Origin of the sequence: Enhygromyxa salina (genome assembly GCF_002994615.1) — a bacterium.
GTDB classification, from domain to species: domain Bacteria; phylum Myxococcota_A; class Polyangia; order Nannocystales; family Nannocystaceae; genus Plesiocystis; species Plesiocystis salina_A.
The window spans coordinates 50,623-64,609 of the sequence record NZ_PVNK01000125.1; the positions used below are offsets into that span (position 1 = coordinate 50,623).

At 68.8% G+C, this 13,987-nt stretch carries 10 protein-coding genes; 7 read left to right on the forward strand and 3 right to left on the reverse strand.

The features are described from left to right. The first annotated feature begins 61 nt into the window (after positions 1-61). Positions 62-682, forward strand: coding sequence for a biliverdin-producing heme oxygenase (locus ENSA5_RS12705; protein ID WP_146155623.1), 621 nt, complete (start codon positions 62-64; stop codon positions 680-682). Then, complete coding sequence (locus ENSA5_RS12710) at positions 637-3,669, forward strand: ATP-binding protein (RefSeq protein ID WP_146155624.1); 3,033 nt, start codon at positions 637-639, stop codon at positions 3,667-3,669. Before ENSA5_RS12705 ends, ENSA5_RS12710 begins: the two co-directional genes overlap by 46 nt. Positions 3,670-3,673: 4 nt before the next feature. Here ENSA5_RS12710 and ENSA5_RS12715 read toward each other — a convergent pair whose 3' ends face one another. Both ENSA5_RS12715 and ENSA5_RS12720 read right to left on the reverse strand, forming a co-directional pair. Continuing rightward, the gene (locus ENSA5_RS12715) at positions 3,674-4,399 is read right to left on the reverse strand and encodes an SGNH/GDSL hydrolase family protein (RefSeq protein ID WP_106391912.1); all 726 of its coding nucleotides are present in this window, start codon (positions 4,397-4,399) and stop codon (positions 3,674-3,676) included. Between the two features lie 193 nt (positions 4,400-4,592). After that, on the reverse strand, positions 4,593-5,138 hold the full coding sequence (locus tag ENSA5_RS12720; protein WP_106391913.1) for a hypothetical protein: 546 nt from the start codon (positions 5,136-5,138) through the stop codon (positions 4,593-4,595). 134 nt (positions 5,139-5,272) lie between these two features. On the opposite strand from ENSA5_RS12720, the gene ENSA5_RS12725 reads away from it, so the two are divergent. From ENSA5_RS12725 to ENSA5_RS12735, 3 genes are read left to right on the forward strand one after another with little or no spacing between them, the layout of a single operon-like run. Next, on the forward strand, positions 5,273-6,010 hold the full coding sequence (locus ENSA5_RS12725) for a peptidoglycan-binding domain-containing protein (protein WP_106391914.1): 738 nt from the start codon (positions 5,273-5,275) through the stop codon (positions 6,008-6,010). After that, a complete protein-coding gene (locus ENSA5_RS12730) occupies positions 6,003-7,118 on the forward strand; it encodes a pentapeptide repeat-containing protein (protein ID WP_106391915.1) in 1,116 nt (371 codons plus the stop codon). Before ENSA5_RS12725 ends, ENSA5_RS12730 begins: the two co-directional genes overlap by 8 nt. Next, positions 7,108-9,837, forward strand: coding sequence for a metallophosphoesterase (locus ENSA5_RS12735; protein ID WP_106391916.1), 2,730 nt, complete (start codon positions 7,108-7,110; stop codon positions 9,835-9,837). The genes ENSA5_RS12730 and ENSA5_RS12735 overlap by 11 nt, the downstream gene beginning before the upstream one ends. A 330-nt stretch (positions 9,838-10,167) precedes the next feature. On the opposite strand, the gene ENSA5_RS12740 is transcribed toward ENSA5_RS12735, so the two are convergent. Continuing rightward, positions 10,168-12,111 (reverse strand): membrane dipeptidase, encoded by a 1,944-nt coding sequence (locus ENSA5_RS12740; RefSeq protein ID WP_181197705.1) that lies wholly within the window; start codon positions 12,109-12,111, stop codon positions 10,168-10,170. Positions 12,112-12,228: 117 nt separating this feature from the next. Between ENSA5_RS12740 and ENSA5_RS12745 the strand changes: the two genes are divergently transcribed. Together ENSA5_RS12745 and ENSA5_RS12750 are read left to right on the forward strand one after the other, a co-directional pair. Next, positions 12,229-12,723: a dihydrofolate reductase gene (locus ENSA5_RS12745; protein WP_106391918.1), complete on the forward strand. Its 495-nt coding sequence runs from the start codon at positions 12,229-12,231 to the stop codon at positions 12,721-12,723. Positions 12,724-13,083: 360 nt separating this feature from the next. Next, entirely contained in the window at positions 13,084-13,866 is a 783-nt protein-coding gene (locus tag ENSA5_RS12750) for a hypothetical protein (protein ID WP_146155625.1), read from the forward strand. Positions 13,867-13,987: the final 121 nt, after the last annotated feature.

The window sequence follows — 13,987 nt, forward strand, 5'->3', positions numbered from 1 at the left end:
CGAGTTGCGTTGCGCCCGCCAGTTGTCGCTCACGATCGTTGGGCTAGGTTCGAAGCCAATCATGACCGGGGCCCACGTCACCGCACCCAGTTCAGCCCGTCTCACGAAGCTGCTTCGATCGGTCACGCACGACCATCATCGCGCATTGCAAACACTGCCTGCGTTCGAGCTGCTCCTGCGTCCCACCCTCGATGTGGACACCTTTGGGCTGATTCAGACCCGCTTCTTCGGCGTGTTCGAGCCGCTCGAGGCGGCGGTGCTCCGGACACAGCTGTGGCCGCGATTGGGCCTCGTCCCCGCGCCGAGAGCACCTCAACTAGCGAGTGATCTCGTCGCGCTCGGCTATCACCCACACAGCCTGCCACGCCAGCCGATCGCCGGTCCGCCCGATCTCGCCGCCAGCGCCGGCATCGCGTACGTGCTCGAGGGTTCGCGCTTGGGCGCCCGGGTGGTCGAAGCCTCACTCTCAACGCATCGCTGGTACCAAGGCCTGCGACAGCGCTTCTACGATTGCGATGCATCGGTCGCGAAGAATCGCTGGCAGCGGTTCACGACGGCGCTGGAACACAACATCGAGCCCGTCCACCACCAGAATTGCGCCGACGCCGCAAAACACACCTTCACGACCTTCCATCAGTGGATGAGCCAGGTCGACGCCGACGAGGCGATATGCGACCAGTAAGCGAGACTGACCTCCACGAATGCGATGAAGAGCCGATTCATCGGATCGGATCGATACGTCCGAGCGGATGCCTGCTGGGCGTGAGCCCCGAAGAGCTGGTCGTCGAGATCGCCAGCACGAACGTCAACTCCCTCTTCGAGCGTCCCGTCGGCGACGTGCTCGGTCGTGCGCTCCCCGACATCGCGCCGCCCGACACCGTCGCTGCGCTGCGCCGGAGCCTCAATGGAGTACGGCGCGGCTCACGAGTGCTGCACCAATACACCTGGAACGAAGACCGCCCGCCGCTGGCGACCATGTTGTCGCAGGAACACGACCGCGCGCCCTTCCTGGTCGAAGCGCTCCTCCAGGAGGACCCACTGACCGAAGTCGCAGCGCGCTTTTGTCAGGTGTTCGACGTCTACGCCCTCGCCAGGCTCCGCGACGTCGGCCAAATCATCGAGTGCCTGGTCGGGGCAATCCGAGAATTGACCGGGTACGACCGGGTCATGGCCTACCGGTTTGCCGACGACGGCTCGGGACATATCATCGCGGAGGCGGCTCGTGCCGACCTCGAGAGCTACCTCGGCCTCCACTACCCCGCCTCTGACATTCCGGCGCAGGCCCGCGCGCTGTTCGTCCGCAATCGGGTCCGCGTGATCGAGGACATCGCCTACACCCCCGTGCCGCTGGCCGGCCACAGCATCTCACCTTCCAACCTCGATCTGTCGGGCTCGTACTTGCGCGGAGTGTCCCCGATCCACCTGCGCTACCTCCACAACATGGGGGCAGCGGCGAGCCTGTCGATCAGCCTGGTTCGAAACGACCGGCTCTGGGGAATGATCGCGTGTCACCACACAACCCCGCGGGTAGTGGCGCCTTCGCTGCTGATCCTGACCGAGATGCTGTCGCAGGTGCTGTCGGTCGTCTGTCACGGAGCCGAGCGGGAGGAGCAGGCGGCCCTCGCCGCGTCTTGCGCGATCCGGGTCAACCAGTTGTTTGGGAGCTTCTCCGCAGGTCCGACCTGGCAGCTCGCGGGGATGGAATTGCTCGGGTCGCTGTCCGCCGCGCTCGGTGCCAGCAGCGCGGCGCTGGTCAACGGAGCCGCCATCAAGCGAACCGACAACGCGCCCCCCAGGTCGAGCCTCGACACCCTCGCAACCTGGCTCGACACCACCGAGCAGACCTCCGTTGCGACCAACGAGCTCGCCGTGAGCATGCCGAGCCTGGATCTCGAGCTGCCGCCGGGTCTGCTCGCCGCGCGCTGGGACCAACGGCCACGCTCTTGGATCCTGCTGTTTCGCGACGAAGTCGCCCACACCGTCACCTGGGCGGGCGACCCGACCAAGCCGGTCAAGCGGAGCCCCGACGGCCTGCTCGCGCCCCGCGACTCCTTCCGTGCCTGGAAAGCCGAGCTGAAGGGCAAGGCCCTCCCGTGGAACACGTGGGAGGTCGAGGCGCTCACACGCATCGCCAGCCCCCCGATCGCCCCGGGCACCCCGCTGACGCCGTGGTCGGAGTTCGGCGCATCGCCCGACTCGGTCCTCCTCGTCGACGCCAACGGCGTCGTGCTCGACTTCAACATCGTCGCCGGGCGGCAACTCGCGCTCGAGGCCGGCGTACACCGGGCGCTCGGATCGCTGGTCAACTTTGATCCAACGGTGAATGTCGAGGAGATCGTGGCGAGCGTCCTCGACGGGGAACTCTGGGTCGGTCAGTGCGAGAGCTTCGACGAGCCCCCGCGCAGCTACGAGGTCACCGCCACTCCGGTCGAGGGAGCGAACGAGGAGGTCACCCACATCGCCATGTCACTGCGCGACGTGAGCGAGCGGATTCGCCTCCAGGCCCAGCTCAACCAGGCTCAGAAGATGGAGTCGATTGGCCAGCTCACGGGCGGGCTCGCCCACAACTTCAATAATTTGTTGGTCGTGATCCTCAACTGCGCCGACATCGCTGCCATGCGGCTAGAGCCCGACCACCCGGCTCAGCAAGAGCTCGCGCTGATCCGCTCGACCAGTGAGGACGCCGCACGAATCGTGAAGGATCTGATGTCCTTCGCTCGCCAGGAGCGCTCGGTCGCCGACCACACGGACCTGCGCGTCCGGCTCGAGCACATCACGCAGCTGCTCGAGCGGACGATCCCTGCCCGCATCAAGCTCGAAACCGACATCTCCGAAGCCCCGCTTTGGGTCACGATTGATCCGAGTCAATTCGAGCAAGTCATCGTGAATCTGGTCATCAACGCCCGCGACGCCATCGAGAAAAAAGGCACCATCTTCGTGCGGGCCGGCGTCACCTACCTCAGCGATCAACGGGCCCACGGTCGCAAGCTGCCGCCAGGCTCCTACGTGCGCGTCGACGTCGAGGACACGGGCAAGGGCATGCCCGCGCGGGTGCTGAGCCGCGTGTTCGAGCCCTTTTTCACGACCAAGACCGACACCCGAGGCACAGGGCTCGGGCTGTCGAGTTGCCACGGAATCGTCTCCCGCGCGGGCGGCCACCTCGAGGCACGCAGCACCGTGGGCAAGGGCAGCCTCTTCACCACATACTTCCCGGTCACCAGCGCGGACGAGACGACCGAGGACACCTCGGTCGAGGCCACCATCCCCACGACCTCAGCCACGCTGCTGCTCGTCGACGACGACTCCACGGTCCGCACGGTGACCGGACGCATGCTGCGGATGCTTGGCTACGAGGTCCTGGAGGCCGAGTGCGGCACCCAGGGCATGGAGTTGCTCGTGGAGTCGCCCCACATCGATCTGATCCTGACCGATCAGATCATGCCAGGGATGAGGGGCGACGAGTTCGCAGATGCAGCCCAGGCCGAGCGCCCGGACCTTCCGGTCGTCATCATGTCTGGCTTCGCCTTCGACAATTGGCCCGACGACGCCCTCCACCGCCGATTCCTCCACAAGCCCTTCGAGATCAAAGTCATTCGCGCCACGATCGAACAGCTGCTGCAGGAGTGTCGTGCCAACGACGCTGCGAGCGCGTCCGCGTGCCCGGGCTGAGCGCTCAGGCCCCGAGCGCCGCGGTGATCTTGGGCACGATCGCCTCGGCGACGATCCGGGCCCCGTGGAGGCTGTAGTGGACGCCGTCCTCGGTCCGAACCCGAACATTCTTGCCCGCGATCTTGGCGAACTCGGCGTAGCCCTCGACCCCGGGCATGAGCCCGCGCGTGGTCAGGTAGTGGCCGTTCGGGCGCGCGGCCATCTCGGCCTCGTAGATCCCGTTCATCCGCTCCATCCGACCGTCGAGCTTGTTGGACTTCATCTCGGGCATGCCCATCCAGAAGATCTGCTCGCCGCCGGGCGCGACGGCGTCGGCGAAGGCCTGCACGCGCCTGCGGTATTCGGCGACCCAGCCCGCGTCCTCCCAGCGAGTCCACTTGGGCTTGGCGTCCTCGCCCATGAACAGGGCCTGGCCGTCGTTGCCGCCGAACATGACCACGACCGCGCTCGGCGAGGAGCGCTGGCAGTAGCGCTTCGCGGCCGCTGGCCAGTCGTAGAAATCGGGGCGCGCGAGCCCGGACGAGCTCTTGGCGTGGCGCTCGGTCGTGAACCCGGCGTCGGCGAGCGCGGCCTCGATGTTCTTGCCGAGCGCGCCGTGGATCGTGCTGCCGCCGAGGACCAGGACCTTCGAGCCGCCCGCGCGGGCGCCCCGGGGGAGCAGCGCGGCCGCCAACGCGCCGCCCAAACCGAGGGTGAAGCTTCGCCGATTCAGGCACACGAACTTCGACATGGGCCGGAGTTAAAGACGAAACTGGCGAAAGCGCAAACTCCCGACGAACTCGGCCGTAGTGCAAAGCGAACGCGCGCACAATACGCTCACCGCCCTCCCGCACCCGAGTACCCAGCCCCACCGAGCGAGCGAACGCAGCGAGGGCGCGAGCGGCCCTGCGTGGCAAGGTGCAGGGCGCCCGTGGGGGGCCGGGCTAACCCGGATATTCCCAGGCGGCGGTGTCGAGCTCGACGAGGGTCAGCTTGCACGAGCCCGAGGGGATGCCCTCGAGCCGGGCGATCCCAAACCGGTTGGTGTGGCCGCGCCTGAGCGATCCGTCGGGGAGCTCGATCTCATACGCGACCCCGCTCACGGGCTGCTCGTCTTCGTCCTCGACGAGGATCTCGACCCAGTCGTTGGCCTCGACGATGCCCTCGGGCTCGGCGGGGGTGTAGACCGGCGGGGGGGTCGCTACGGGCAGGCCCGGGCTGACGGTCGGCAGCGGCCGCCGAACGACGACGAGCTCGCCGCGCTCGAATTGCCTGCGCAGCGCAGCCCCGAGCCCGGCGTCGCTCGGCGCCGCGCCCCGATAGCCGGAGCACTGCAGCAGCGCCCGCAGCCGATGGACCGACCGATCGGCCAGGGCCGAGCGCAAGAGCCGGTCGAGGGCGCGGGCGTCGAGGGTCACGAGGTCCCCGTCGATGGCCTCGCCGGGCGAGGGCCGACGCCTGAGCTCATACCCGCGCAGCCAGACACGCATCGTCGCAAGCTAGCACGGCGCGGCCGCCCGGTCCCGTCGCCAAGCGATTGACCACTCGCCCGGGACGGTGCGACCATTGAAAGCTCGCTCACGCGAATGACGGGGTTCGCACCCCCCGCGTCGGAGGACCCAAATTGGGCAAAGGAAGTCGACATACGGCCAGCCAGGGAGACTCGGTCGAGAGCATCGCCTACGCGGCCGGACACACCTGGGAGACCGTCTGGGACGCGCCCGAGAACAGTGAGCTTCGCGAACTCCGCAGCAGCGCCCACGTGATCCAGCCCGGCGACGAGGTCTACATCCCGCCGCTCGAGCTCCGGACCGAGTCAATCGCGACCGGCCAGCAGCACAAGATCCGGCGCAAGAGCGTGCCCTCGAAGCTGACCGTGCGCTTCTTGGTCGACGGCGAGCCCCGGGCCGACGCGGCCTACACCTTCTCCTGCGACGGCGTCGAGCGCAGCGGGACCACCGACGGCGACGGCTGGCTCGAGGAGTCCACCCACCCCCTCGCGACCCTCGCCGAGGTCCGGTTCACGCTCGAGGCCCCCGAAGATCCCGACCACCTCGAGGAGCCGGCCGACGACGACGCCGAGCCGGCCGACGACGAGCCCGAAGACGAGGAAGAAGACGACGACGCCCCGCTCGAGGAGGTCTTCCGCTTCGACCTGCGCGAGATGGACCCGAGCTCCGAGCTGTCCGGCGCCCAGGCCCGGCTCCACCTGCTCGGCTACGGCGTCAACGGGATCGACGGCGTCCTCGACGAGCCCACGCGCGTGGCCCTGCGCGCGTTCCAAGAAGACAACGAGCTCGACATCACGGGCGAGCTCGACGACGCGACCGTGGCCAAGCTCGCCGAATTCACCGATGGCTAAGCCAACCCCACTGCCGCCGCCAACCGCCGAAGAGCTCGGCTGGCTACGCCGCGCGCCGCCGACCGACGCCGAGGGTCGTCGGGTCCCCTGGACCCTGGAGATGCGTCGCGTCAACGAGGTCAAGTGGATCGACGAGGTCGCGCACGACCAGGTCACGCTCTCGCGCGTGCTGTTCACGGCCACGCACTGGACCGGCCCGGTGTTCCGCAATTGTGTGCTGCGCGACGTCTCCTTCGCCCGCACGACCCTGGCTGGCGCGCGCTTCGAGGGCGTGGTGTTCGAGCGCTGCAACTTCGAGAGCTCGACGCTCGAGGGCTGCGCGTTCGAAGGCTGCCGCTTCGTCGAGTGCAGCATGCGCTACGTGACCGCGGTCCGGACCAAGCTGCTCCGCTGTGTGTTCGAGGTCCTGCGCGTCACGGTGCTCGAGCTGCGCGAGTGCGACCTCTCGGGGACCCGGTTCGAAAATTGCCAGCTCGAGGGCCCCCGCGTGACCCGGGCCCGGGCCGAGACCCTCGACCTGCGCGGCGGCGAGCTGCGCGGGGCCGACTTCACCGCCTGCACGATCGACAAGCTCAGCCTCGCGGGCGTCGCGGTCGCGGGCCTGCGCATCATCGACTGCGAGTTCGTCAGCGCCGAGCTCCTCGACGCCCGCGTGGCCGAGCTGTCGATCTCCGGGACCAAGGCCCGGCGCCTGACCCTCCGCGGCTGCCCCGAGCTCCCGGGCGCGCGCGTGCTCGACTGCCGGCTCCTCGAGCTGCGCGTCGAGGCCTGCCCGGCGATCCCCTCGCTGCTCGTCGCGGACTCCGTGCTCGGCGGCCTGATGCTGCGCGACGCCGTGCTCTACGACGCGGCCTTCGAGCGGCTCGAGGTCCGCGGCGCCTGCCACATCGTCGGCGGCGCGCTCACGGGCGTGTTCTTCAACGGCGGCAGCTGGGCCCAGACCGAGCTCGTCGACGTCGCGCTCAACGACTACGTGGCCGTCAACAACGCGCGCTTCGAGCAGCTCGAGCTCGAGCAGCTGCAGGTCGACCCGGCCCTCGACCTTCGGCTTCACGACGACACCTACGGCGAGGGCTCGATGACCTGGGGGGACGCCCGTGGCTCGTGACATCTACAACTTCATCTGGACGCTACCACCCCCGCCGGGCCCGACGATCGGCCCGGTCCCGCAGCGGAGCATGGCCACGGTCGCGGCCCGCCACGCCAGCACCCGCGGGGTGATCTTGTATCCGGCGTTCATGACCCCGCTGGTCTACATCGAGGGCCAGGAGGCCGAGCCGTGGCTCGAGCTGCTGATCGCGACCGAGCACCCCCTGACCCGGGCGATGGTCAACGCCCAGCTCAAGATCTCCGCGGGCCTGCGCAGCGAGAAGCCCGTCAGCACCGCGCCGCTGTTTACGTCCGCGACCGGCAACATCATCGTCGAGTCGGCCGGCGAGGTCTCGGACGACGGCGAGACGATCATCGAGACCCACTCGAAGTTCGCCGGGATCCTCCACCCCTCGTTTGGCGAGGCGCTGCGCGACAAGCGGGTCCGGCGGGTCTATCGGGTCAAGATCCAGGCCACGGCGATCCCCTACGTCGCGCCGACGGGCGAGCTCAATTACTCCTTCCTCGAGCGCAAGTGGACCGACTACGCGATGCGCGACGGCGCGGTCACCCGCCTGACGCGGAGGGCCCGGGTCGGCCGCGAGCTCAGCGATCTCATGATCCGCGAGATGCTCACGCGCCGCTTCGGCCCCGACAACCGCTCCAACCAAAACAGCATCCCGGGCCGCGGTCGCTACGCCTTCCCGATGCACGGCAACACCGTCGACATCCGCAAGGTCGACCCCGAGCAGCCGATCCAGTCCTACCACCCGATGGTCGTGATGACCGGCGACGACGCCCACGCCCACGTCAACCTCGGCCACGTCTCGGACATCCACATCAACACCCGCTGGCAGATCCTGGGCAAGAGCAACGCCCGGGTGATCGAGTACGGCGCCGGGCAATACGAGGACGAGTCCCCCGAGATCGGCTCGCTCCTGGCCGAGAACAACCGCAGCTTCCACGCGGTCCTCGGCCGCCTCGCCGGCAGCGAGGCCGACGCGATCATCGTCGGCGGCGACGTCGTTGACCACATCCGCAACGCCTACGACCCGGGCTGCGTGCTGCGCAGCGACAGCACGCCCCGGCAGATCTGGGACGCGATGAACATCGAGGGCGACGCCTACACCGACGCCACCTACCCCGTCGGCCTCGATCTGATCGCCTTCTTCTCGTTCATGTACGAGGCGATGACCGTCCACCAAAAGCCGGTGTTCGGGATCACCGGCAACCATGACTGCTACGTCGACGCCTTCGGCATCTCGCCGCGGCTCAACGCCGAGCTCACCGCCAGCCGGACCAACGAGGGCATCCCCGCCGACCTCAACCTGACCTTCTACGAGGCCCTGCTCGCCTTCGGCCCCAGCGCCGGCTTGCTGCGCAGCGCGTCGAGCTCCTTCGACGCCGACTGGTTCGACTGGTTCCACCTGGTCCTGACCCCCTTCAACGACTGGTGGTTCAAGTTCCCCAACCAGTCGCTGGTCGGGCTCGGCTGGGGCACGACCGAGGACCTCATCGACCCCTTCGGCGGTCAGTCGGGCGGTCACCTGCCGCGCTCCGACGACGCGATCTCCGACGCCCAGCTCGCGCTGCTCCAGCGCGCCGTCGACGAGCGCGGCGATCGCAAGGTCACCTTGACCTCGCACTTCACCTTCTTGAGCTACATCGAGTCGGTGCCCATGCACCCTGGCGGGGCCCGGAGCTCGCGCGGGACCTTTCGCCTCAACGAGAACACGTTGGGGACCGAGAGCTACAGCCACTTCGAGATGGGCACCTTCGAGACCAACCGCGCGACGCTGATGAACATGCTCGCCGGTCGCCAGCTGCAGTGCGTGCTGACCGGGCACTCGCACCGCCGCGGCCTCCACCTGCTCGGCGATCGCAACGGCGATGAGATCCCCGCCGATCTCTTCGACACCGACCCGCGCGATCCCTTGAGCCTGTGCCGCATCCCCGCGGGCCTGACCGCCGCCGAGCCGGCGATCATCGTCTCGGACTCGGGCGGCCCCTACCCCCGCCACAACCGTGACAACGAATTCCTCGGCTGGGGCTCGGACCGCCCCGGCGGGACCCTGGTCCGCTTCGATCGGGCCGACGGCCGCCTGACCGACGTCCGCACGTTGACCGCGACCCGTCGGCGCAAGGCCCGGGGCGCGGTCGTCATGGACTACGTCGACGTCTCGTCCGAGGGCGTGTTCAACGACAACCGGATGCAGACCCAGTGGGTCCCGGCCGACGTCGACTCGGGCGCGGCCCCGGCCAGCGCCTCGCCGGTTTGGTTCATCGACGCCAACTTGACCACCCAGGTCCACTCCACCTGGGGCATGTACATCGAGAAGATCATCTTCGCCGGGCGCCACGGCGATCGCTGGATCCACGTCGAGTCCACCTACGATCGGGCCCACAACGCCTTCGCGGTCCCGGCCGCGCAGACCGACGACTTCCGGACCTGGGCGCGGCTCGTGCTCCAGCCGACGCGCTACGTGTCGATCAAGATGGGCTCGCGCAACGGCTTCATCTCGGGCCGCTACGGCTGGGGCAGCCACTGGAACTTCGAAGTCTTCGCCCAGCCGATCTTTCAACACCAACCCGACGCCCGCGGCCGCATGGTCCGCTTCGTCAGCTATCGAATCTTCCGGCCCCAGCGCGAGATCGCGATCACTGGCCGCGACGTTGCCTGGCGCGAGGCGCCGAACTTCGACTGGCGGATGGCCAACGACCCCAAGTACGCGGACTGACCCCCGCGCCTGAGGCCGGCGGACTCACGTCCGCGGCGCCTTCCTGTTCGGATGTGGGCGCCTACATGCACGCCGGACCGATCAATGCGAGGGGGAGCTCGCGGGCGAACATGTTGCAGCTTGTCGCGGCCGACTACCGGCCGAGCTTGGTTCCATGTTCACGACCACGATCTTCACCCTCACGCGCTGGGGTGCCCCGACCTCCCCCATGTGCTGCGTCGTGGGCGTGAGCGGCCGAGAGGCTGTCGAGGGCGATTGTCTTTATCGTCTCCAAGACTCGGGCCTCCGGCCCGACAACCTCGCTCGCCCCGGTCGACAAACGAGGGTGTGTCAGTCACACACGCCCTCGGGCCCGTCGCAGTCCCCGGCCCCCGCACAGCTGCCGCTCTCGCACTCGGCGTCGAAGCGACAGGCCTCGCCCGCGACCAGGGCCCCCGGACAGTAGGGTTCGTCGCACTCGGTCGGCAGCGCGGCGCGGCGCTCGAAGTGCGAGGGCAGCACGGTGATGCCCGACAGCTCCATGTCGTCGACTTCCTCGGCCGGCCCGCTGCGCTCGCCGCTGGCCCGCTCCCACATCCGCACGAAGTCGTTGGCCGAGTGGCGCAGCGGCTCGACGTCGACGCCGTGCTGGTCGAGATCATCGATCAGATCCCCGAGCAAGCCGACGTGCCCGAGGCCCAGGTCGTCGTAGTCCGAGCCGACCGCGCCGAAGCCCTCGAGCCGCTCGTCGCGGGCCTGACACTGGGCTTCTTCGGTGAACGAGGCCGAGCACGCGTCCGGCCCGAAGCGCGGGCGGGTCTGCTGAATGAAGCCATTGAAGTCCGAGCCGAGCCCGATCGAGACCTTGAGCCCGAGCCGCCCGTAGTCGTAGGCCTGCGCGAACGAGCGCGACGAGCCGTGGCAGGTGTTGGTCACCGCCGAGGGCTCGTAGGTGTTGACCTCTTCGTGAGCGGTGCGCAGGCCGACCATGCCGCCGGTCTCGCGGACCATGCCGACGATCCACGAGGGCGTGGTCTTCTCTTCCCTGCCCTTGGCCGGGAGCATGATCTCGCGGAAGTGGGCGTGCGAGAGGTACAGGGGGTAGTAGTCGTGCTCGACCGCGAGCTCGTAGACGTCGCGGGTCAGGGCCTCGGACATGTGCGCGGTGTCGATCAACATGTCGCGGGCGATCATCTCGCGCAGCAGCGCCTCGCCCTCGGCGGTCAGGCCGTTGACGTTGCGGCAGTTCTCGTCGACGTCGAAGCCGAGGGTCAGCGCCTGGGTCGTGATGCCGCAGTCGCTGTCGAGATGGCAGCTCTCTTCGAATTGCGCGAGGTGGAAGATGCTGTTGTGCGGCGCGGCCCCGCCAAAGCGGTTGTCGAGCTGGTGGACGATCTGCAGGGTCCGGACGCCGAGATCGTAGACCTCGTCGAACTGCGCCCTCCAGTCGCCCTCGCCGAAGATGTGCGAGGCCTCGATGCTCAAGACCAGCGCGAGCTTGTCCTCCTCGATGATCCGCCGGGCGTCCGCGGCGCTGAGGGCGATCTCGACCCAGTCGTTGGCGGCGGCGAACTCGTTGGCCTTTTGCAGCTGCACGCGGACGTCGTCCATCTCGTCGCACTGCGGGCGGTCGACGTTGCCGGGCGGGAGCGCGCGACATAGCCAGTCGAGGGTCACGGCCGAGACAACCTCGATGCGCAGGCCCGAGTCGTAGGCGTCGTGGAGCCAGCCCTCCCAGGACTGCTGGTGGGCGATCGTGTCCCAGCGCGGCCAGCCCTCGAGCTCGGGCCAGCCGCCGGTTCGGTCCTCGTGAAGTCCCGTGTCGCCCTTGCTGCCGGGGACTTCACCGACGATCTCGGAGATCCCGAGGCCGCCGAGGGTCAAGACCGCCTGCAGCAGCGGGACCTGCGAGGCCGCATCTTGGAGCGTCGCGTCGTCGCAGTTCATGAACAAGGGCGCGAGATCATCTTGAAGGCGGGCGTGGTCGCCGGGGTCGCCGCCGTCGCACAGCGCGAGCGCGAGCTCGGCTGTGCCGGTCGCCGAGCCGTGGAGCCAGCCGCCGCCGAAGGCGTCCTCGGCGAACATGTGCAGGTGCAGATCGGCGTAGCCCTCGAGCGGCGGCGGCTCCTGATCCTCGCCGGTCTCGCCGGCGGTCTCGGCGGTCTCGGCGGTCCCGGCGGTCTCGCTCGCGGCGCCGGTCTCGGCGGGCGCGGAGTCCGGCGTGCACGCCGCCCCGAGCAGCAGCGACGAGCCGAACGCCAACGACGATGTGAACGAGTTCAGGTTTATCCGCATGGTCACGCGCATTGCCGCACCTTACATCGAATCTTGCGCGCAATCGTCCGCGGTCGCGGCGACGCGGCCCACGCCAGACCTTGACGGGCCGCGCGGGGGTGTGCGTGCATACCCCGCATGCGCATCGCTCTGATCGCGGCCGCCTCCGAGAACGACGTGATCGGCCGAGACAACGATCTGCCCTGGCACCTGCCCGACGATTTTCGCCACTTCAAGCGCACGACCCGGGGCCACCACGTGATCATGGGCCGGCGCACCTGGGAGTCGCAGGGCAGCAAGCCCCTGGCCAGGCGCGTGAACATCGTCGTGACCTCGCGGCCCGACTACGAGGCGCCGGGGGCCCTCGTCGCGGCCTCGCTCGACCAGGCCTTCGCGCTCGCCGAGGCCGCGGGCGAGGACGAGGCCTTCGTGATCGGCGGGACCCGGATGTACGCCGAGGCCCTCGCCCGCGCCGATCGCCTCTATCTGACCCGGGTCCACGCGCAGGTCGAGGGCGACGCACGCTTCCCGAGCTTCGACGCCGCGCAGTGGCGCGAGCTCGATCGCGTCGAGCACCCCGCCGACGATCGCCACGCCCACGCGTTCACGATCCTGACCCTCGCGCGCGCCTGATCCAAAGCCTCAGACCTCGGCAATCCGCGCCGACGGCCAGACGATCAAAGACAGTCTCCCAGGACTCGAAAGTGGCGGTCGAATCACTCGCCGCTCGAGCGCCTGACGTGACTACAGTTTTCGCCCGCATGGCGACGAGCACCGGCCTCATTGTCACGTCCGACCCCGCGATCGCGCGAAGTCGAGCGGCTGAGGCCAAATCCTACACTGGCATACATCTCGCACGATGCGGGCTCGGGACGCCATTGGGTGCCCTGAGCAGTACTGAACACCCACGTCCAGGCCCCTGCGCGGGCAGGTTTTTGGCTTCGCGCGAACCCGCGCGATATGTGGACCTCCACGATAGAGAGAGTTGAGACGATGTCGGATTACGTCCATGTAGATCAGCACTATGTGCCCCATGTCGAGCGCGCCCGCGAGCGAGCTCGGCGTGCTCCGAGCCTCAGCGCGCTGCTCTTTGATGAGGTCGACGCGCGGACCCAGCTGGGCTTTTTGATCGAATTCTGCGCCCTCGGCGTCCGCTTGTTGCGACCCGCTGAAGACTCGCTCCGCCGCGGCGTCGAGGTCTGCCTCGGCGTCGGTCTCGACTCGATCGCCGCCGAGCTCGACCGCCTCGGCAAGGAGGCCGCGGACCGCCGGCTCCTGCTCATCGACGACTTCGTGCAGCTCGCCCAGCTCTGGCGTGAGCAGGCCGCGATCGACAGCCCCGCGCTCGACCTCGGCGCCCTGGTCCGACGCCCCCAGCCAGCCGCCGCGCTGCGCCACGCGGCCACGCGCGAAGCTGCCTGCGCCGACCCGCTGCCCCTCGCGTTGCTCGGCGTCGAGCTCGAGCTCGGGCGCTTCGCGCTCGACCTTGGCCCCCGCTTGATCCGGGCCTGCGAGCGCAAGCTCGGCCCCCGCGTGTTCGCCGGGCTGACCTACCTCCAGGCCCGGGCCGAGCACGCGGCGCTCGGCAGCGACGAGCTGCTCGGCTGCCTCGACGAGCTGCTGTGGATCGCCCCCGAGTACGGCGAGTCGATCGCGCTCGCGGGCGCCGACGCGCTCGCGGCCCACGTCGCCGTGCTCGAGGTCTGCCTCGCCCGCGGCCGACGGCTGGTCCGCGCCGACGGGGCGACCGACGCGGTCCGCTCGTTCAGGGTCTAGCAGCCCGGGGTGCAATGCATCGTGTCGCCTCGCGCCGGAATTTTCGCCGAGGGCGCGAAGCCAAAACGCCGCTGTACCGGGCGTACTGCAAGTTTTGGCGACAAAGCCCTCGGCGAAAAGG